Annotated in this window: 16 protein-coding genes; 6 read left to right on the top strand and 10 right to left on the bottom strand. The window is 48.8% G+C overall.

Annotation, left to right across the window (positions count from 1 at the left end; genetic code table 11):
- Positions 1-30: 30 nt before the first annotated feature.
- From LTAR_RS14470 to LTAR_RS14445, 6 genes are all read right to left on the bottom strand, one after another.
- Positions 31-267, bottom strand: coding sequence for a hypothetical protein (locus LTAR_RS14470; protein ID WP_062422988.1), 237 nt, complete (start codon positions 265-267; stop codon positions 31-33).
- A 6-nt stretch (positions 268-273) separates the two neighbouring features.
- Positions 274-1,152 carry a hypothetical protein gene (locus LTAR_RS14465; protein ID WP_062422987.1) on the bottom strand — a complete coding sequence of 293 codons (879 nt, stop codon included), beginning with the start codon at positions 1,150-1,152 and terminating at the stop codon, positions 274-276.
- A 72-nt stretch (positions 1,153-1,224) separates the two neighbouring features.
- Positions 1,225-2,436, bottom strand: coding sequence for a glycosyltransferase (locus LTAR_RS14460; RefSeq protein WP_062422986.1), 1,212 nt, complete (start codon positions 2,434-2,436; stop codon positions 1,225-1,227).
- Positions 2,437-2,459: 23 nt separating this feature from the next.
- Entirely contained in the window at positions 2,460-3,146 is a 687-nt protein-coding gene (locus LTAR_RS14455; RefSeq protein WP_139044580.1) for a sugar transferase, read from the bottom strand.
- 24 nt (positions 3,147-3,170) lie between these two features.
- The gene (locus LTAR_RS14450) at positions 3,171-4,070 is read right to left on the bottom strand and encodes a nucleotidyl cyclase domain-containing protein (protein WP_062422985.1); all 900 of its coding nucleotides are present in this window, start codon (positions 4,068-4,070) and stop codon (positions 3,171-3,173) included.
- Between the two features lie 219 nt (positions 4,071-4,289).
- Positions 4,290-7,427, bottom strand: a complete 3,138-nt coding sequence (locus LTAR_RS14445) for a non-ribosomal peptide synthetase (RefSeq protein WP_062531857.1) — start codon at positions 7,425-7,427, stop codon at positions 4,290-4,292.
- A gap of 212 nt (positions 7,428-7,639) precedes the next feature.
- Between LTAR_RS14445 and LTAR_RS14440 the strand changes: the two genes are divergently transcribed.
- Positions 7,640-8,668, top strand: coding sequence for a polysaccharide deacetylase family protein (locus tag LTAR_RS14440; protein ID WP_062422983.1), 1,029 nt, complete (start codon positions 7,640-7,642; stop codon positions 8,666-8,668).
- Positions 8,669-8,855: 187 nt separating this feature from the next.
- Here LTAR_RS14440 and LTAR_RS14435 read toward each other — a convergent pair whose 3' ends face one another.
- From LTAR_RS14435 to LTAR_RS14420, 4 genes are all read right to left on the bottom strand, one after another.
- The gene (locus LTAR_RS14435; protein ID WP_062422982.1) at positions 8,856-9,842 is read right to left on the bottom strand and encodes an ABC transporter permease subunit; all 987 of its coding nucleotides are present in this window, start codon (positions 9,840-9,842) and stop codon (positions 8,856-8,858) included.
- Positions 9,826-10,902: an ABC transporter permease gene (locus LTAR_RS14430; RefSeq protein WP_062422981.1), complete on the bottom strand. Its 1,077-nt coding sequence runs from the start codon at positions 10,900-10,902 to the stop codon at positions 9,826-9,828. The genes LTAR_RS14435 and LTAR_RS14430 overlap by 17 nt, the downstream gene beginning before the upstream one ends.
- Entirely contained in the window at positions 10,899-12,416 is a 1,518-nt protein-coding gene (locus LTAR_RS14425; protein ID WP_062422980.1) for a sugar ABC transporter ATP-binding protein, read from the bottom strand. The genes LTAR_RS14430 and LTAR_RS14425 overlap by 4 nt, the downstream gene beginning before the upstream one ends.
- Before the next feature lie 139 nt (positions 12,417-12,555).
- Positions 12,556-13,620: an ABC transporter substrate-binding protein gene (locus tag LTAR_RS14420; protein WP_062422979.1), complete on the bottom strand. Its 1,065-nt coding sequence runs from the start codon at positions 13,618-13,620 to the stop codon at positions 12,556-12,558.
- A 682-nt stretch (positions 13,621-14,302) separates the two neighbouring features.
- Here LTAR_RS14420 and LTAR_RS14415 point away from each other — a divergent pair.
- From LTAR_RS14415 to araA, 5 genes are read left to right on the top strand one after another with little or no spacing between them, the layout of a single operon-like run.
- A complete protein-coding gene (locus LTAR_RS14415) occupies positions 14,303-15,364 on the top strand; it encodes a LacI family DNA-binding transcriptional regulator (protein WP_062422978.1) in 1,062 nt (353 codons plus the stop codon).
- A complete protein-coding gene (locus tag LTAR_RS14410; RefSeq protein ID WP_081420007.1) occupies positions 15,361-16,359 on the top strand; it encodes a zinc-dependent alcohol dehydrogenase in 999 nt (332 codons plus the stop codon). Before LTAR_RS14415 ends, LTAR_RS14410 begins: the two co-directional genes overlap by 4 nt.
- An 8-nt stretch (positions 16,360-16,367) precedes the next feature.
- A complete protein-coding gene (araB, locus tag LTAR_RS14405) occupies positions 16,368-18,035 on the top strand; it encodes a ribulokinase (RefSeq protein WP_062422976.1) in 1,668 nt (555 codons plus the stop codon).
- Between the two features lie 17 nt (positions 18,036-18,052).
- On the top strand, positions 18,053-18,694 hold the full coding sequence (locus LTAR_RS14400; RefSeq protein ID WP_062422975.1) for an L-ribulose-5-phosphate 4-epimerase: 642 nt from the start codon (positions 18,053-18,055) through the stop codon (positions 18,692-18,694).
- Between the two features lie 15 nt (positions 18,695-18,709).
- Positions 18,710-20,215, top strand: coding sequence for an L-arabinose isomerase (gene araA, locus LTAR_RS14395; protein ID WP_062422974.1), 1,506 nt, complete (start codon positions 18,710-18,712; stop codon positions 20,213-20,215).
- Positions 20,216-20,294: the final 79 nt, after the last annotated feature.

The raw sequence follows: 20,294 nt of genomic DNA, 5'->3' as shown, positions 1-20,294 counted from the left end.
TCCGCCTATAGGGGTGAAACTCCAAGCGAATCATTTATCGGCGTGGTGGGGAATCGCCCGAAAATCAGTACTCTCTGGTAATCGATCTTTGTTGAGTTGAAATCCCTGCAGCATGTTCAAGAAATAACCGACTTTGTTATTTAGCCGTATTCGAGCATTCCGTATATACCGCAGGTTGTGCTCCTGGCTGCCTGGTGGAACAATCTCATAATATGGTTCGAGGTCAGTTCCCATCCGGTCTTTGAAAATACTTTGCCCGTGTGTCATCCCTTCTTACCAATCGATCCGTGTACAATCTTCTGGAACAGCCTGGTAAGATTTATAACACAGGGCAGGCATTATGCCATCTTTAATGTAATCTGGATCATAGGTAATCTTCCAAAAATACGCTGTATGATCTTCGTTACTTACAATACATATTATTGCACCGATTAATACTCCGGTACAGTCACGAGCCGTTATGATGCGGCTGATGTTATGGGTATCCATCCATTTCATGCGTTCGCAAAAGATATCCATCCATGTTTTTCCCGGTGTCCATCCCAGGCGTTGATAACAGATTTTTAAAGTACGCAAGAATTCAACCTTTACTTCATTCCAACACTCAGTATTAAACGTAAATTTCTCTTCTCCTGTTTTAATCATTCGGCGTTCACACCGACGGATACGATTCCAAACATCACGATCTTGCTCAAGGTGCCAAACATGGGTGTAATGTAAATTTGCTTTCCACCCGAGTCGAATGAGGGGACGAAGATCTGTTATGGATGGGTGGGTCACATGGGAAATATGAGGAAACCGGCGGCTTATTTCATTTCCGAGCAGGGTCAGATAAGTGTTTTCAATCTCTGCTTTTTGAGCTCGGCTGTCATAGTTGACTAGTGGAAGAATCGGTCCATTGTAGAAAAAAGAGGAATCATAACCAATGCATATTCCCAAAAAGTTACGATACACCAGAGCCTGACCGGCTCTCAAATCTCCCTTAGAAGTAAAGCATCCGATAATCTTCAGGTTCAATGTTGGATCAGATTGACAGAGCATCTGCAAAAAATCAGACCGCAGGAAAACAGAACCCTGTGAAGATCGGCGAATTAAATCATCCCACTGAGGGAATTCAGAAGACAATACATCTCTCACAAATAATTCATCCATTTTTTCACATCCACCGTAATTTTAAGATAATTCCCCCTGGCTGGAATGTGATTTTTGATGTGATGTAGTTTTTCAGTTTGAGATGGGGGTCGTCATTGATTCTTGAATCAGCGACGCCAACTTTTGTACATTCGATATCAGTGAAAATTCCCTCAATACCAACTGCCGGCCATTTTCGGCCATTTCGCTGGCTTTCATGCGATCATTATATATGGTTTGTATAGCGGTAACAAGTGCTTCTTCGTTTTCAGGTGGAATCAGCAATCCCGTTTTCTGATCTTGCACCAGTTCAGGAACACCGGAAATATTTGTGGCGATGACGGGCACTTTACAGACCAGAGCTTCCATCAGGCTGACAGGGATTCCTTCCATCTTCCCGCTGGGTGTGATGATGCTGGGTTGGATATAACAATCCGCCCGGGGCAGCATTTCTGCCACCTCCTCCTGAGTGCGGGCGCCCGCAAGTTCAACTGTTTTTTCCAGATGCAGAGATGAAATCAGTGCGGCTAATTCATCTTTTAATTCTCCGCCGCCAATTATCGTGCAATGGATGGGAATGCCCTGTTTAACCAGACTGGCACACCCGCGAATAAGATACTTCTGGCCTTTGTACGGCTGCAATGACCCGATATTCAGTACGTGAAAAACATTATCAGACGTGTTCTCTTGATGTATGGAATAGTCATCGGGATTTACCCCGCAGTGAATTACGTGGATTTTTTCCCGGATTGAGTTTCCAAGATAATTGGTTATGTAGTCACGATTGAATTGAGAGATGGCCACAATAAAGGCGGCATCTCTCAATTTGGTTCCCAGCATTGGTTTTTCTACATAAATATCATGCGCATGCGCGGTTACACTGTAGGGAATGCCCGTTAATTGGTGGATAATCCAGGCAGCCAGAGCCGGGTGAGTGGCATAGTGGGCGTGAATATGCTGAATCCCCTCTTTTTTCATCAGCCTGGCCATAAGCACACATTTGGGGAATACAGCCAGAGCCCGAATAAGGAACTTGACACTTGATATATTCCCGTGGATTATGGACCCAAAGATACGAAAATATCGAATGGGATGACGAATCAGTTCGGAAAAATTGGCGAAAAGGATGGTGCCTGAGATAAACGGCAGTCGATGGGCACGCGCCTCAAATTTACTGACCGCCGGGTGAGAAACTGGCTGTTTCTGTACGACCAGCGGGTAGAGGGCAATCTCCCAGCCCAGGTTCTCCATTTCGAGCATTTCACGAAGTATGAAGGTTTCCGGCAGATGGGGAAACCTTGACATGATGTAGGCCACTTTCCCTGTGGTCAATGAGCACCCCGTTGTGAAAATACCGCCCAGACAGTTTCAAACAGGATGTTGATATCCATCCAGATCGAGCGTCTGTCAATATAAGCGATATCCAGGCGCAGACGGTCATCAAATTCATACGCAGCCCGGCCAAAGATTTGCCAGAGACCGGTTAACCCGGGGGTCACGTCCAATCGTTCGGTCTGCCATAGTCGGTACGTCTTTGCACTGAATGAGGTAGGCCGCGGACCGACCAGGCTCATTTCGCCTTTAATGATGTTAAACAACTGGGGTGTTTCGTCAAGGCTTGTTTTCCGAAGGAATTTTCCAACCCTGGTGATACGAGGGTCGTTTGTGATCTTAAAATCGGGCCATTGCAGTTCATTGCGGTCGGCATATTTAATTTTCAACTCTTCTGCATTGGGTACCATTGTGCGGAATTTATACATTTTTATCCGGCGCCCGCCTTTTCCAGTACGCTCTTGAATAAAGAGAACTGGTGCGCCGGGAGAATCAATTTTTATGGCGAGTGCTACCAATGCCAGAACAGGTATCCAGAAAGGGGCTGAAAGAAAGATTATGGATAAATCCATAATCCGCTTAAGTACCAGATATGTTTTCCCTTTAAACATTCTCTTTTCAGGAGGGAATTTATCTAACCAGGCTGCAATGGCTTCCGGTGGAAGAGGCTGCTTTTTACTCATTACTTGATTATAAGGGGAAAAAGATTATTTGATTCTGTTCGCTTCCTCGTAGACAAGGGAAGAAGGCTCAACGACCTTAATATCGGTGGGAACATTATTCATCTGGAATATGGCTCGTTGAACCATTTCTTCAAAGGTATAGGCTTCTTCGGGGAATGAAGCCATCCCGTAATTAATTTGCAAACCCAGGTGCTTTTCGGCTGCCTTTCGGATACGCTCTGCGAGGACGAGGCTGCTGGTCCCCTTGGTTTCCGGGCACAGAATCAGGAATTGACCGTCTTCTTCACGGCTTATGATCAGGTCAGACCGGCGGGCTTCACTGGTGATGATTTTCGCAAGACTGGCGGAAATAAATCGACTGGTCATATGACGTTGAATTTCTGCCACAGTCCTTTTAATCTCTTCCTCGTCTTTTTTCGAGGATGAAGAAGGCTGAACGGCGAGCAGAGCCATGGGTGTTTGATGCCGCCGGCTGCGAATGAATTCTGTCTTTACTTCCTCAGAAGCCGATTCCATGTTGAGAATCCGTTTCCCGAGATTGGGAATGTAAACTTCTTCCACAAACTTCTCAAATTCCCCCATATATTTTGTGCAACGGTAAGCCAGTGTTATTCCCAAAATCAAAAAGGCTAATTCCGTTATGGTCACATACGTTGACATGCCCTCAAAGATGGGAGCATCGTTGAAAAACGTAAGTCTCAAGGCAAAATATACAACCGAAGTAAGGAAGAAGAAAATAAAGATCGAGAACCGCTGGATCTGTGGAACAAGGAATATCACCAAAATGGCGGAAATTAAAAGGGCATAGACAAAAGAATGCACACCCACACCGCTGAATCCGGCCTTATACTCCAACCGCTCAAAATTGAAGGTTAGAGTCAGATAAATTAATAATACAACCAGAGACAGCTTTAGTTTTCTCAACTTGATTTCCCAGCCATTTAAGAATCCCGTAGATGGAATCTCATTATAGGATTAATTCTGCCAAGATGCAAGAACCCACTTCTAACCAATTTTAGCGGGTAGAAATCTGGTTTGTTACTATTTGCTATCAAATTACTATTAATATCTATCCATAACCATATATTTCAATACCAGGCTAACCTGTTAATGGTTATATTTCTGTTGTTTTTTCATTGTCTCTTACAAAATCAACTCACGCAATTTATCCACCACCATGTTCAGATACCTGTCTTTCATCATGGTGTTATGGTTGCCTTCAATTTCGATAATCTTGATATCGCCTGTGACGTACTTCCCCCAGCCCATCGTCGGGTCAGGAATGCATCCTTCGGGTTGCAACTTGGCTTTGAAAACTACAATATCTCCCGAATACCCCTTCAAGTGATATCGATCAACCGCGTCTAATAACGTCTGCCGTACCACAATATACCGTACGCTGTGCGGCATGGTCATGTTTAATTTCTGCATGACAGCGCCGATGATTGGAAAGAATGTCACCTGGAGTCTGTCTTTTGTGCGGTGCGAAAAATAGACGAACTTTTCCCGCATATTTTTCAACCCGAGCGAGATTAAATGCACGCTGATCTTATGCCAGATTTTCGCAGACTGACGGGGGAATTTCGGATAATCGGGACTCCCGGCATCAAAGAAGGCCACCAGCCTGACTTCTTCACCAGCCTCGCGGAGCTGCCGGGCCATTTCGTAAATAAACGCGCCGCCCAGAGAAAATCCACACAAATGATATGGACCGTGAGGCTGCACGGTTCGCATCTCGGTGATATAGTGCCCGGCAATTTCCTCTACACTCCCCAGGGGTTCAGTTTTCCCGTCCAATCCCTGCGCCTGCAAACCGTAAACTGGATAATCTTCACCGAGCAACTTGGCGATGGAACGGTATATTAACACGCCGCCGTCTGCATGGACACAGTATAGAGGATGTTTTGTCCCTTTCACCTGGATGGGTACCAGTGATGACCAGGTTCCCTGTGTTTTCTCTCCCCGCAGGATTTCGGCTAATTTCGCCACGGTATCTGCCTGGAAGATGATATCAATAGGCAGATCGCGGCCGAATTCACTTTCTACCTGCACCAATATGCATATGACTGACAGCGAATCACCACCCAGATCGAAAACACTGTCATTGGTGCTGATTGGATGGATTCCCAAGATCTCTTCCCAGATTTTCAGCAGCTTTTCTTCCGTTTGATCTTTGGGAGGAATGATGACAGTATCTTTTTGTATCTGTTCAATCTGCGGTTCCGGCAATTGTTTGCGGTCTACCTTTCCATTGGGATTCAATGGAAAGGCTTCCATGGGAATAATGAATGCAGGTATCGCATATTCTGGCAGACGGGATTCCAGAAAATCGCGGATTTCTTTACCCGATTCTGTATGTCCAGACTGCCGGACAATATAAGCAACCAGCCGGTCAAAACCAGTTTGTTGGTTGGGTGATTTGTACGGGACAACGACAACTTCTTTGACTGCCGGATGCTGGCGGATTTCACCTTCAACTTCCTGAAGCTCTACCCGGAAGCCGCGAATCTTTACCTGGAAATCCTTGCGCCCCATATACTCGATATTGCCGTCAGGCAAATACCGACCCAGATCGCCCGTTCTGAAGAGCTTGTTGTTGTCTCCCGGTACAAACAAATCGTCAATAAACCGTTGGGCATTTATCTCTGGAAGATTCAGGTATCCTCGGGCAATTCCGTTACCGCCGATGCAGATCTCGCCGATTACCCCCACCGGCACTGGTTGGAGGGCAGAATTCAGGAGATATACACGCACATTCGGTGCCGCTCTCCCGATGGGAGGGTTAGAAGAAAATGGGTGAGCCTTACCGGTATCAAACAAAGTTCCATCTCCTTCGGTAAGGCCATAGTAATTAATCAGTCTGGCGTGGGGAAGCTGCCTGTGAAATTCCTGCGAGAGGGCTTCTTCCAACATTTCTCCACCGATGATCCAGTTAGTAAGGCGTTTTAATCGGGTTTCCACATCTTCAGTAATTTCAAGGATCATCCGCAGCAGTGAGGGTACCAGCAATATATGGGTGACCGCCCGTTTTTCGAGAATCTGTACCAGCAACCGCGGATCCTTTACTGCCCCACCTGACACAATGGATGTGGATGCACCCCAGAAAAGCGGAAACAGGATTTCATCGATGGCGTCAATCGAACTCAGGGGAGATGACTGCACAAACACATCCGTCTCTGTCATGGGAACATTGCCCATCAGAGAATAGAACCGGTTGATGATGTTCCTGTGGGTGTGCAGTACACCTTTTGGTTTTCCTGTAGAACCGGACGTGAACAGGATAAAACAGATATCTGCGGGACTGACGGGATTTTCAGGAATCTGATTTTGATCGGGATCATGGTTGAACGATTCAGAGGAGAAATCGATGGGTTCTATAATCTTAATTTCCTGATCGCGCAGACTGGAAGGTTTTATCTGACCGGAAACAAGAAAACGGACATCTGCTTCCTTTAATATAAGGTTTGTACGGGCATCCGGTTGAGCGGGGTCAAGCAGCACAAAAGCGGCGCCATTCATCATCACAGCCAGCATGGAACCGATCATCTCGATCGATGATTCAAAATTCAACCCGATGATCTGACCCGATGTGATGCCTTCCAATTTTAATTTTTCAGCCATTCGGCAGGCATATCCCCATAATTCCCTGTAGGTGGCTTTACGATATTCTTCTTGTATGGCTGTATTGTCGGGGGTAAGGTGAACCTGACGGGCGATGTGTTGATGAATCGTAGTCTCAGACTCCGGCAACGCAGATTCAGTATTGTTCCATTGATGGATGATTTTGTCCCATTCATCGTGTGTCAAAAGGGGATATCGGATAACGCTCAGAGATTCTGTAGAAGTGATTCCCTGCAAGAGAACCGAGAGATGCCCGGCCGCCTCATCTGCCGTTATGAAGGGATTGATTCCGGCAGTTTTTTGAATTCCGACGCTCCAATTTTTCGTTAAATCATGAAGGATCAGGTCAAAGCCCTGGTCAGAATGGATGACCTGTTCCATCGCTGTAGAATTTGCTTCTGCGAAAGGTCGGAACTGATCCAGAAGACCAGAAAAAAGAGTGTCATCCGAGAGGCTGATAATCGTTGGTTTTTCGTCCGTTTGCTCTGCTGTGCCGCAACCTGTGAGAGCAATGTTCTCGTTGCCAGTATACCGGTATAACAGGGCAGAAAAAGCAGCTACCAGAAGTTGCATCAGGCTGATGCTATTCGTCTGGCAATAGCGCACTATCGCCGATTTTTCGAGATCTGTAAGCCTCAATGTGGATGGTATTGATGCCATATGCCCGATTTTCGACCCTTCTTAATGACCGATTGTCAACATAAAACCTACGGATTACGTATTATAACCAGTATTGCGTGCTGTGATTCTGATGAGAACACCGTGTAAAATGTTTTCACCCGGTTTTTTGTGCCAGCATCGTTTAGAATAATCAGATATCCGCCGGTTTCAATGATGGCGGTCATATCTTCTGAAATGGTCAGGTGATTTCAATGGCATTTTACAATGTATCTGCCCGATGGAATAACTATCTGTTTACCAGCGGCCTGTCACGGCTGGCCAGACCGTTTGCTCCGTATATGGGTGCCTTATTAATGTTCCATCGAGTGGTCGTGCCTGATGGATTGCCGCGCATCCGCCTCAACCAGACATATGAGGTGACTCCCGATCATCTCCGAACGGTGATCGCTTTTTACCGCCAGCGGGAATTTGATTTCATCTCTCTGGATGACATGATAGAGCGGTTGCAGAAAAAAGAAAAATCCCCCCGGTTTGTCTGTTTCACATTTGACGATGGGTACGCCGATACCCTGACCACAGCCTATCCTATATTAAAGGAAGAAGGCATTCCTTTCTGCATCTATCTCACGACAGATTTCCCCGATCGTAAAGCCCGATTCTGGTGGAATATTCTCGAAGACACTCTACTTAGCAGGCCGGAAATCCATTTTTCTCTCGATGGGAAAGAACACACCATTATCTGCAACTCGCTGGAAGAAAAAGAGACAGCCTTCCAGTCCATCTGTCAGATTGTGCTGAAAGCCGGCTGTGGAGTCTCGGCAGCCTGGAGGGCTGTCTTTGAACCATTGAGCATTGATGTTGAATCAGCCACTCAAAAACTGGCCTTATCCTGGGAACAAATCAATACTCTGGGGCATGATCCTCTGGTGACCATAGGAGCGCATACCTGTTCTCACCCACCTCTCGCCGGATTGACTGAACAGGAGGCGCAGGATGAGATGCAGAATTCCAGGCAGATCATCTGGGAGAAGACGGGCCTGCGGGCAGAACACTTTGCCTATCCGTACGGTTCCCCGCTGGAAGTGACTGACCGTGAGATAAAACTGGCCTCCCGGTTGGGTTTCAAAACAGCAGCCACCACAAATCAAGGGAATGTGTATGCCTATCACCGGAATAGATTACTGCAGCTGCCGCGAATTAACATCAATGAATCAGAAGGGCTACAAACTTTGACTTTGGCAGCCGATGGTTGCATTGCTCAAACAATCAGACGGTTCTGAAATGATCGTCACTTCTTCCTTTTAAATATATATTTCAACATACCCTTCACCAACCTGATAATTGCTGGTGTCAGCAACGTAAATTGCCCGTAGCGATCGCGAAACATTTTAATACGCAAAAACAACGGCCTTTCCCCCCGGCCGTTGTTTTTCGCGCTCCCCCCTGAAATCGTCTTGTCCGGAACGATCAGGAAGCTTTTTTCTTACCACCCAATTGGAAGAGCATCTGAATGCCGATGAATAGCAGCGTCAAAACACCGACGCCAATGCGTGTCCACCAGGAGCTCAGAGTTCCATTGAATTGCAGTACACTCACAATCGTTCCATTGATCAATACACCAAACAAAGTACCAATCACATTGCCCACACCACCGGTCAACAGAGTGCCGCCCATAACCACCGAAGCGATGGCATCCATCTCCATGGTGGGTGCATACTGACCATAACCAGAAAGCAGGGCCAGGCTGAAGGCAATTCCGCCCAATGACGAGCAGAAACCGCTGAAGGCATACACCAGGATACGGGTGCGTTCCACCGGCAGACCCATCAACCGGGCACTCTGTTCATTGTTCCCAATGGCGTACATGGTGCGGCCAAACCGTGTGTATTTGGCAATGTAGATGGCGGCCAGAAAAACGATGATGGCCACTACAGAATACAAATACACGTAGGTTTTTCCAAAACCGGGGATCAATACTTTTTGCAGACCCAGCGATTTGTAAACCGGATCTGTAATTGTGACGGAGGTCAAACTGATGATATAGGCCATACCTCGGCAGAAGAAACTGCCCATCAGGGTCACCACAAAGGCTTCTACCTTCAAGCGCTGAATAATGAAGCCCTGAAAAGCGCCGAATGAAATACCCATCACCAGCATGAGGGGCATGATGACGTAAGGGTTGACATTGGCCTTTAATAAAGCCGCCGAGGCAACTGTGGTTAATGCCAGCATGGAAGCCACAGAAAGATCAATGCCATTTGAGATCACCACAAACGTCATACCGATGGCCAAAAGCAAAAGACTGGCATTGTTGATGAACAGGTTGAAAAACACTTGCGGCTTCTGCATAGCCGGGTAGATACGGCCGCAGATGAAGTAACCGACCACAAAAATTAAGATTGTGAACAGTAATGTACCGTTGTTCAGGAGGAAGAGTTTAATTCGATTCCACATTGCTTCCACCTTTCTTTGTTCCCAGACGGTTAATCAAGCCGCGAACCTGGTCTGAATAAAGCAGAATGACGACCATGACGAGAACAGCTTTGGCAGCCAGCAGCGTATTTGCCGGAATACCAATTGTGTACATCGTTAAGGTAAATGTCCAGATGATCATGGCACCCAGAATGCTGGAAGCCATTGAAAAACGTCCGCCGGCCATTAGTGTTCCGCCGATAACCACCGAGAGGATGGCGTCCAATTCATACGCCAGACCGATGTTGTTGGCATCGCAGCTATGCACATAAGAACTTAAGATCAGACCGGCGATAGAACCACAAAATCCGCAGAAAGTATAGGCAAACAGTTTTACGTTCTTTTCACTGATGCCGCTATAGTGAGTGGACCGCGAATTGATACCCACCGATTCGATGAACAGACCGATGGACGTCTTACGCACCAATAACCAGGCTATCACGAACACCAGCGCCACAATATATATGGAAACCGGCAAACCCAGGATAAACCCGTTCCCGAACCAGAAGTATGGTGTGTAATAAATCGTCATGATCTGGCCGTTGGTGATTAGCTGGGCAATCCCACGGCCTGCCACCATCAGGATCAATGTGGCAACCATCGGTTGAATGCGAACACGGGAAACCAGCAGGCCGTTCCACAAACCACATAATGTACCGGCTGCTATGTCAGCCAGAACAATCAACCCGAGGGGGGTATTTGTTCTGTCGGCGGTGAGGATGTCATTGGTGATCAATTGATTTCCCAGAGCCGGGTTAATCAAAACGGCACCCATGGCGGCAGAAATGGCAATCACAGCACCCACAGAAAGGTCAACACCACCCGTGGCAATGACCAGTGTCATACCGATGGCCACAATCGCAAGAGGTGCGCCGTCGTTCAACACATCAATCAGGTTTCCGTACAGGTGACCGTTTAAAACGCCGATCTTAAAAAAGGAAGGGGCATAGAAGGCATCAAAGATCAATAGAATGGTCAGAGCCATCAACGGCCAGAAAAGCCGGCTGTGGCGGAATTTATCAAACAAATTGCTTTTTTTCATAGATCACCTGCCATGGTGTGCATAATGGTTTGATCATCCACTTCTTCGCCAAACTCAGCAACCAGTTTGTGATCACGGAGAACCATCACGCGGTGACTGCAGCGTAAAACCTCTTCAAGTTCAGATGAAATGAAGATGCATGATTTTCCCTGACCGGCCAGGTCAAGCACCAGTTTCTGAATTTCGGTTTTGGCGCCTACGTCAATACCGCGGGTGGGTTCATCCAAAATGAGCACCTGCGGATCGGTGGCCAGCCAGCGGGCAAGGATGACTTTCTGCTGGTTGCCGCCGCTGAGGTTTTTCGTCAACTGGTCGGGTGAAGGGGTGACGATACCCAGCAGTTTGATATACCGGTCAGCGATTTCATATTGCTTCTGTAATGGAATGAATTTAAACCAACCATACCTGGCCTGTAACGCCAGGATAATATTCTCGCGAATTGTCAGGTCGCCGACAATACCCGCCGCCTTGCGGTCTTCCGGGCACAGGGCGATCCCATTTTTTAGTGAATCCAGCGGTGAAAAACTGGTGACTTTCTTGCCATTGATCAGCAATTCACCGGTATCAGGTGTTTCAATGCCAAAAATCAAATTGGCCAATTCTGTACGGCCCGAACCAAGCAGGCCGGCCAGGCCAACAACTTCGTTTTTCTGCAGACAAAGATCGGTGGGCTCAAGATAATTCGCCTTACCCATCTCTTTTGTTTCAAGAACCGCCTGACCTGCCTCAACTTTTGTAACCTTCTGTTTGCTTCTGGAAAGGTCATCCAGGTCAGAAACACTGCGGCCAAGCATATTGGCAATTAGCTTCACCCGGGGAAGCGAGGAGGTTTCAAATGTTCCCACATATCTTCCATTGCGAAGAACAGTAATTCGATCTGTCACTTCGTATACCTGGTCAAGGAAGTGTGTGATGAAAACAATACCGATACCTTCGCTTTTTAACTTGCGCATTACATCAAAGAGCTGTTTTGTTTCATGGGCATCCAGCGAAGATGTTGGTTCATCAAGGATCAGCACTTTTGCCGACTGGAATTCCAGGGCGCGGGTGATGGCCACCATCTGTTGAATGGCCACGGAATATATGCCTAACGGTTTTGTCACATCAATAGCGACGCCCAATTTAGAGAGCGATTGGGCAGCCTGCTCATTCATTTTCTTCCAGCTGATATTACCCAGAACGCCTTTGGGTTCATGCCCGAGCATCACGTTCTCAGCCACAGAAATATTGGTGCACAGGTTCACTTCCTGGTACACCGTGGCGATCCCAATTTCCTGGGCATGCTGCGGAGAATGAACTACAACCGCGGCCCCATCGAACTCAATAGTTCCCTTATCGGGTTGTTCTACACCCGTAAGGCATTTGATTAGAGTCGATTTTCCTGCCCCATTTTCACCCATCAAAGCGTGAACTTCACCGCGCTTGAGTGAGAAATCCACGTTTTCCAGAGCCTGAACCCCTGGGAAGGTTTTCGTAATACCTTTTGCACTCAATATATAAGGAGTTTCCATCATAACGTCTGCCTTTTGAAGCTATTCGATTATTTCGTGTATGCCGGGGATTTCCGTAGAGAAGCGGCGTTGGGTTTGGCAACACCGCTTCTCTTATTATAGGAACAACCTTACTGTAAAGCTACAACGTTGCGAGGAAATTCTAGTACTTGCGGGAAGGAAGCAGTTCGGCAGCCTTGTCAGGATAGTAGACTTCTTCTTTGGTCAGGGTTTCAGCATCGAAGGGTTTGCCGTTGAGGATGTTCAAAGCAAGTTCCATGGTCTGGGGGCCAAGGAGGGGATTGCATTCGACATCAGCCTGCACCCAGCCATCCACCATAGCCTGGAAACCACCGCGGGTACCGTCAACAGAGACGATCTTGATATCGCCCGGTTTGAAACCGGCGGCTTTGATAGCTTCGATAGCGCCAATGGCCATGTCATCATTGTGAATGAAGGCACCTTTGATGTCTTTGCCATATTTCTTCAAGAAGGCTTCCATAACGGGTTTGCCTTCGGCGCGGGTGAAGTTACCGGTCTGGGAATCGATGATTTCGATGTTCTTATTCAGGGTCTTGCGGAAACCTTCAGCACGGCCAGTGGCAGCGCCGGAACCGGTTGTACCGGAGAGTTCAACGATCTTGCCGCCATCGGGCAGGAGTTTGTTCATTTCGTTACCGGCTTTTTCGCCTTCCTGAACCATGTTGGAGCCGATGTGGGCAGCGTACATGGATTTGTCAGCTTTGACGGAGCGGTCGACAATGATCACGGGGATACCGGCATCTTTGGCTTCCTGGAGAACAGCGTCCCAACCATCTTCCACTACAGGAGGCAGAGCGATGATATCAACACCCTGCTGGATGCAGGCGCGCATAGCGGAGATCTGGTTTTCCTGTTTCTGCTGGGCATCGGAGAAGATCAAGCGGACACCAAGTTCACCGGCGGTTTCCTTGAAGGAAGCGGTGTTGGCTGTGCGCCAGTCAGATTCAGCACCCAACTGCGGGTAGCACATGGTCATGGTGCTGTAGGTGAATTCTTTCTTTTCTGCTTTGGTAGGTTCAGCAGCGGCAGGTGCAGCGGCTTCGGGGGCTTTGGTGGGTTCTACCTTGGCGGGTTCAGCAGCAGCGGGGGCAGCAGGTGCGGGGGTCGCAGGGGCTGCGCAGGCAACCAGTGAAAAAGCTAAGACGGTCAGTAAAGCAATGTTCGCAAAAACTTTCAAGACTTTCATCCCATTTCTCCTTCATAGATTACGTACGAGTTTAAAGTGTTTCATGCAATGAATGATGAGCAAGTCGTATCGTGTTCTCTCTTTTTTCCTCCTCCCGAGTTTTTCGGAATACTCAGAAAACCTTTTGCCTGCGGTTGTGTCAGCGTTGACAGGAAAGTTGCCGCAAGACAACAGAACTGACAAATGAGACTGCTTATAAAGTTGTGGAGTGGAAAAGCACTAAACCACCCGATCACCTTGCGATGAAATCCATTTTGAAGTCCCGAAAAATGCCGGGGTAAATCACTCCCTGATGTTTAGTACTACCGTCTGGGCTTTCGGATATCAGAAAACCAATTCTGTTATCCATTGTGATACATCGTTGATAACGATCCCGTTATCGTTCACATTGAGATATTAGCAAATGAAAACAGCAATGTCAATAGGATTCCTTTGAAATCCTGACCTTTGTAATGAAAATCCTGATTTTAATCACCTCTTTAACACACTTTTGTCAGCTTTTCTTGGGTTTTGTCCCGTATACAGGGACATTCTAGGCTTATTTCAGGGTATAACCCCCCACAAATGGTGATATTTCTCCCTTTCTTATGATAAGATAACTTGACAAACGAAAACGCATTTGCTACGATGTTATCGTTCCCGTGACCGTTACCGGGAATTTTCAGCAGGAAGGGACTGCGCTTTGTATTTCACCAAACGACCCACAATTAAGGAAGTTGCCCAGGCAGCGGGTGTTTCTACCCAGACTGTTTCCCGTGTTATCAATGACCGGCCGGATGTGGCGGAGGATACCCGCGAGAAAATCCACCAGGTCATTGAAAAACTCGGGTACCAGCCCAGTGCCCTCGCCCGCAGCCTGATCCAGCAGCGTTCCTATACGCTGGGGGTGGTCACCGCCGGCCTTAAATTCAATGGCCCTTCCCGCACATTGAACGGTATTACCTTCCAATCGGAAAAGATGGGGTATTCTCTCCTGTTAAAAGAACTTCCTCGATTCGATACGGAAGACATTAAACCCCTGTTGCAGAATTTGACCGCCCACCACGTAGATGGGATCATCTGGGCTGTTCCTCAAGTGGGCGATAACCGCTCATGGATCGATGAGGAACTCAACGATCTCCCTATTCCCATTGTTTTCCTTACAATGGAAAACCACCCCGGGCTGACGATCATCAGTTTTGATAATTATCTGGGTGGAAGAATGGCCACCGAACACCTGCTTCAACAGGGTTACCGCCATATCGGCCATATCACCGGTCCGATGGACTGGTGGGAAAGCCGCCAGCGTAAAGCCGGTTGGAAAGCCGCTCTTGAAAGTGCCGGCTTGAGTCCACAGGATCATCACAGTACAGAAGGCAACTGGTCGTCTTCCAGCGGTGAGGTGGCATTCAAACAACTGTTAAATCAATACCCTGAAATGGATGCCGTTTTTGTCGCCAACGACCAGATGGCACTGAGTGTCATCCAGGTATCAGATCGGGGCAATGTGAATATCCCCGACAGGCTTGGCGTTGTGGGTATGGATGGTATGCCCGAAGCTGCCTATTTCAAAACCCCGCTCAGCACAATTGTTTTAGACCAGTACCTTCTGGGATGCACGGCCGTCGAAGAGATCGTGCATTCTATTGAAAAATCTCGTGAACACTCTGAACATGAAAACCAGCGGACGATCATCCTCAGCCCGGAATTGCTGATCAGAGAAAGCTCCGTGCGATCTTCACGATTTGATATTGAATCCCCATGAAAACTATCCGCATTGTTTCCACTGGCAACCTGCAACAATTTGAAGAACCCATTCCCGCCCCTCGCGGGAATGAAAGTTTATTGCAGGTAAAGTCAGTGGGAATATGCGGTTCAGACCTTCACTGGTTCACAAACGGCGGGACGGGGGGAAATGCCAGGCTTGACCGGCCGCTGGTGCTGGGCCATGAATTTTCTGGTGTAACAGAAGACGGAAAACGTGTGGCCGTCAATCCGGCCATTCCCTGTGGAACCTGTGAGCAATGCCGTAACGGACACCCGAATATCTGCCCGCATGTCATTTTTGCCGGCCATGCCGGGCAAGATGGCGCTCTGCGCGAATGGATGACCTGGGATACAACCCGCCTGCATGAACTTCCCGAATCAATCAGCCATGACGAAGGCACTCTGCTTGAACCACTGGGTATCGCCTTGCATGCCCTTGACCTGGCTCATGTCAAAATCGGGATGACGGTCGGCGTTTTTGGTTGTGGACCCATCGGGCTGCTCATTATTCAACTGGCCCGGTTGGCGGGCACCCGGCAGATTATTGCCACTGATCCTTTACCCCACAGGGTGGAAGCCGCCCTCAAGTTTGGTGCAGACCGGGCGTTTCAAGTTCATTCAACCACCTGCATTGACGAATTGTTTGATGCTACCGGCGGCCGCGGAGTGGATGCGGCTTTTGATGCCTCCGGCGAGGCAGATGCCGTCAACACGGCCTTTCATCTGGCCGTTCCGGGCGGCAAGGTCATGCTGGTGGGCATCCCTGAAGATGACCATACTGAATTCAATGCCTCCCTCGCCCGCCGCAAAGGTTTGACCATCAAGATGGTACGGCGTATGAAAGATTCATACCCACGAGCCATTGAGCTTGTGGCTTCAAAAAAGGTGGATGTGGCATCCCTGGTCACCCACCGGTTTCCGCTCGATCAGAGCAATCAGGCATTTCAACTGGCTTCCCGGCGGGAAGGGTTAAAAATCATTATTTCTGTATAGGAGGGTCTATGCCCAGATACACCATTGGAGTTGATTTTGGAAGTGAATCCGGACGGGCAGTTCTGGTGGATATCAGTAACGGGAAAGAAATTGCCACATCTGTCTATCCGTATTCTCATAGCGTAATTGATGAAAAATTACCCGATTCGGATATTCGATTAGACCTTGATTGGGCGCTTCAGGACCCGGATGACTATATCCGCACCTTTCAAAAGACCATTCCAGACGTATTGCGCACCTCTGGAGTAAAGCCAGAAGATGTAATCGGTCTGGGCATCGATTTCACCGCCTGCACCATGCTGCCCACAAAGGCAGATGGCACTCCCCTGTGTGACCTCCCCGAATATCGCAAAAATCCCCATGCCTGGGTGAAGCTCTGGAAACACCACGCTGCCCAACCCGAAGCAGATTTGATCAACAAGACAGCCCGTGAAATGGGCGAATCCTGGCTTGACAGGTATGGCGGAAAAATTTCTTCCGAGTGGTTCTTCTCCAAAGCCCTTCAAATCGCCAATGAAGCTCCAGACATCTATAAAGCCGCTGACCGGCTTATTGAAGCCGCCGACTGGGTGGTATGGCGTCTGACCGGTGTTGAAACCCGCAATTCCTGCACAGCCGGCTATAAAGCCATCTGGTCAAAACGTGAGGGATTCCCCTCCAAAAAGTTCTTTAAAGCCCTGAATCCTTTGATCGAGAATATTGTGGAAGAAAAAATGTCTACACATATCGTTCCTATCGGTCAAAAAGCCGGCGGGTTGAGTGATGAAGCGGCTGCCTGGACCGGATTGATTCCGGGAACGGCCGTAGCTGTGGCGAATGTGGATGCTCATGTGGCCGTTCCCGCCGCCACGGTGACCGAACCAGGCCGCATGGTGATGATCATGGGAACATCCACCTGCGATATGGTGCTGGGAACCGAAGAACACATTGTCCCCGGTATGTGCGGCTACGTGGAAGATGGCATCATCCCCGGGTATTTTGGCTACGAAGCCGGTCAATCCTGCGTGGGGGATCATTTTGCCTGGTTTGTTGAGAACTGTGTTCCAGCCGCTTACCAGCAGGAAGCCGCCGAACGCAAGATCGATATCCACAATCTGCTCGAAGAAAAAGCCGCCCGGTTGAAACCCGGCGAAAGCGGCCTGGTCGCCCTGGATTGGTGGAACGGAAACCGCTCTGTGCTGGTAGATGTCAACCTCACTGGTTTGATGCTGGGTATGACTCTGTCGACCAAACCCGAAGAAATGTACCGGGCACTCATCGAAGCCACCGCTTACGGCAAACGCATGATCATCGAGACCTTCCAGAAAAATGGTGTACCGATCAAAGAACTGGTGGCCTGCGGCGGGCTGCCGGATAAAAACCATCTGCTGATGCAGATTTATGCAGATGTGATCGGCGTTCCGTTGAAGGTCAGTGCGTCCAAACAGACTCCTGCTCTGGGTTCTGCCATGTTTGGCGCTGTGGCAGCCGGTAAGACAGCCGGCGGATATGCCAGCATTGTGGATGCCGCCAAAGCCATGGCCGCCATCAAAGATGTTGTGTACACACCTATCCCTGAAAACCAGAAAGTGTACGAAAAGCTCTACAGTGAGTACGTAATTTTGCATGACTATTTCGGCCGCGGTGCGAATGACGCCATGAAACGGTTAAAAGCTATTAAAGCCAGTGTTCATTAGCCGTAAAGGAGAATTTAATGTTAGAAAACTTGAAAAAAGAACTGGTTGATCTGCACATGAAGCTTGTCGAAAACCATCTGGTTGTCTGGACGGGCGGCAATGTTTCCGCCCGTGACCCGGAGACCGGATTGATCGTAATCAAAGCCTCTGGTGTGCCCTATGAAGGCATGGGGCCAGAACATATGGTGGTGATGGATCTGGATGGCAAAGTGGTTGAAGGCAAGTACAAACCATCGTCTGATGCATTCAGTCATATTTATGTTTACAAACACCGGGCAGACGTTTTTGGCATGGTACATACACATTCCAACTATGCCACCGCTTTTGCCGCCGTCGGGCAACCCATTCCCTGTGTCCTTACCTCTATGGGAGACGAATTCGGCTGCGATATTCCCTGCGGCGGTTTTGTGCTGATCGGGGATGATGCCATAGGCAAGGAAGTTCTGGATAACATTGGCATGTCAACCGCCTGCCTGATTCAGAATCATGGTGTATTCACCATTGGAGATTCCGCCAGGGCGGCTGTCAAGAGTGCCGTGATGGTAGAAGATGCCGCTCACACCGTTTGGATCGCGAAACAATTGGGATCGGTCATTCCGATCTCAAAGGAAAATGTGGAAAAATTGCATTACCGCTACACGCATATCTATGGCCAGTAGGCGAGTGAGGAAATGATGATCGATCTAAAACAATATGAAGTTTGGTTCGTAACCGGCAGCCAGCACCTCTATGGACCAGAGGTATTGAACGAAATCGCTGCCCACTCCAAAGAAATGGCTGCTGCTTTAGATGCCAGCGCCGTGATCCCCACACGGGTAATCTACAAACCTGTAATGACCACTGTGGAAGATATCACCCGTTTGTGCCTTGAAGCCAATGCCGATGACAAATGCGCCGGCATTATCACCTGGATGCACACCTTCTCACCGGCCAAGAAATGGATCAACGGCTTGAAGGTTTTGCAGAAACCCATGGCTCACCTGCACACCCAGTATTACCGTGAAATCCCCTGGTCAGAAATTGACATGGATTACATGAACCTGCACCAGTCTGCCCACGGCGACCGCGAATTCGGGTTCATCGGTGCACGCATGCGCCTTGACCGCCATGTCATCGTCGGCCACTGGCAGGATCAAGCTGTGCAAAAAGAAATCGGAGACTGGAGCCGCTCTGCCTGCGCCCTGGCTGATGCCAAAAAGATGAAACTGGCCCGTTTCGGCGATAACATGCGCGAAGTGGCCGTCACAGAAGGCAACAAGGTTTCCGCTCAGATCCAATTCGGGTATTGCGTAAACGGATATGGCATTGGTGATCTGGTCAAAGTGGTGAACGAAGCCAGCGATGCCGATGTTGATAAATTGGTTAAAGAATACCTGGATACCTACGAAGTCGCCCCCAACCTCATGCCCGGCAAAGAAAAACATGCCTCTGTGCGGGAAGCCGCCCGGATCGAGATTGGAATGCGCCGCTTCCTGGAAGCCGGTGGATTCACCGCTTTCACCACCACATTTGAAGACCTGCACGGACTGGTACAGCTGCCCGGTATTGCCTGCCAGCGTTTGATGGCCGATGGATATGGTTTCGGTGCAGAAGGCGATTGGAAAACTGCCGCCCTGGTACGTACCATGAAAGTGATGAATGCCGGTCTCAAAGGCGGCGTCAGCTTTATGGAAGATTACACCTACCACTTCAGCCCCAAAGGCGACCGCATTCTGGGCGCACACATGCTGGAAGTCTGCCCCTCCATTGCCACCGGAAAACCCCGGCTGGAAGTTCTTCCCCTGGGTATTGGCGGCAAGGCTGACCCCGCCCGTCTGATCTTCGATTCACAAACCGGCCCGGCTGTGGCTGCCTCTCTCATCGATCTGGGTGACCGCTTCCGTCTGATCGTCAGCCAGGTAGACGTGGTTCCCACCGAGCATCCGCTGCCTAAACTGCCGGTTGCCCGCGCCCTGTGGGCTCCCCAGCCCGACCTTAAGCGCGCCGCTGCCGCCTGGATCTATGCCGGCGGTGCCCATCACACCAGCTTCAGCTATTCACTCACCCAGCAGCACCTGCGTGATTTCGCTGACATGGCCGGAATTGAATATGTAGGCATTGATAACAGCCTAGACCTCGACCGCTTCAAACAAGAATTGAAATGGAATGACCTGTATTATCATCTGGCCAAAGGACTCTGATCTTCCTCTTGAAGAATATTGACCTCGCTGGATGATGGTATATAAAAGGGAGTGCAGACAGAGTGCACTCCCTTTTTCT

The sequence above is a fragment of the Leptolinea tardivitalis genome (assembly GCF_001050275.1).
Classification (GTDB): Bacteria; Chloroflexota; Anaerolineae; order Anaerolineales; family Anaerolineaceae; genus Leptolinea; species Leptolinea tardivitalis.
Note: the sequence above shows the minus strand (reverse complement) of the source record. Positions and strands in the feature narration are given on the sequence as shown.

What these genes read in the sequence shown, in the direction of transcription:
- LTAR_RS14470 (WP_062422988.1), bottom strand. Translation starts at nt 267, where the DNA reads ATGACACACGGGCAAAGTATTTTCAAAGACCGGATGGGAACTGACCTC.
- LTAR_RS14465 (WP_062422987.1), bottom strand. Translation starts at nt 1,152, where the DNA reads ATGGATGAATTATTTGTGAGAGATGTATTGTCTTCTGAATTCCCTCAG.
- LTAR_RS14460 (WP_062422986.1), bottom strand. Translation starts at nt 2,436, where the DNA reads ATGTCAAGGTTTCCCCATCTGCCGGAAACCTTCATACTTCGTGAAATG.
- LTAR_RS14455 (WP_139044580.1), bottom strand. Translation starts at nt 3,146, where the DNA reads ATGAGTAAAAAGCAGCCTCTTCCACCGGAAGCCATTGCAGCCTGGTTA.
- LTAR_RS14445 (WP_062531857.1), bottom strand. Translation starts at nt 7,427, where the DNA reads ATGGCATCAATACCATCCACATTGAGGCTTACAGATCTCGAAAAATCG.
- LTAR_RS14440 (WP_062422983.1), top strand. Translation starts at nt 7,640, where the DNA reads ATGGCATTTTACAATGTATCTGCCCGATGGAATAACTATCTGTTTACC.
- LTAR_RS14435 (WP_062422982.1), bottom strand. Translation starts at nt 9,842, where the DNA reads ATGTGGAATCGAATTAAACTCTTCCTCCTGAACAACGGTACATTACTG.
- LTAR_RS14430 (WP_062422981.1), bottom strand. Translation starts at nt 10,902, where the DNA reads ATGAAAAAAAGCAATTTGTTTGATAAATTCCGCCACAGCCGGCTTTTC.
- LTAR_RS14425 (WP_062422980.1), bottom strand. Translation starts at nt 12,416, where the DNA reads ATGATGGAAACTCCTTATATATTGAGTGCAAAAGGTATTACGAAAACC.
- LTAR_RS14420 (WP_062422979.1), bottom strand. Translation starts at nt 13,620, where the DNA reads ATGAAAGTCTTGAAAGTTTTTGCGAACATTGCTTTACTGACCGTCTTA.
- LTAR_RS14410 (WP_081420007.1), top strand. Translation starts at nt 15,361, where the DNA reads ATGAAAACTATCCGCATTGTTTCCACTGGCAACCTGCAACAATTTGAA.
- araB (WP_062422976.1), top strand. Translation starts at nt 16,368, where the DNA reads ATGCCCAGATACACCATTGGAGTTGATTTTGGAAGTGAATCCGGACGG.
- LTAR_RS14400 (WP_062422975.1), top strand. Translation starts at nt 18,053, where the DNA reads ATGTTAGAAAACTTGAAAAAAGAACTGGTTGATCTGCACATGAAGCTT.
- araA (WP_062422974.1), top strand. Translation starts at nt 18,710, where the DNA reads ATGATCGATCTAAAACAATATGAAGTTTGGTTCGTAACCGGCAGCCAG.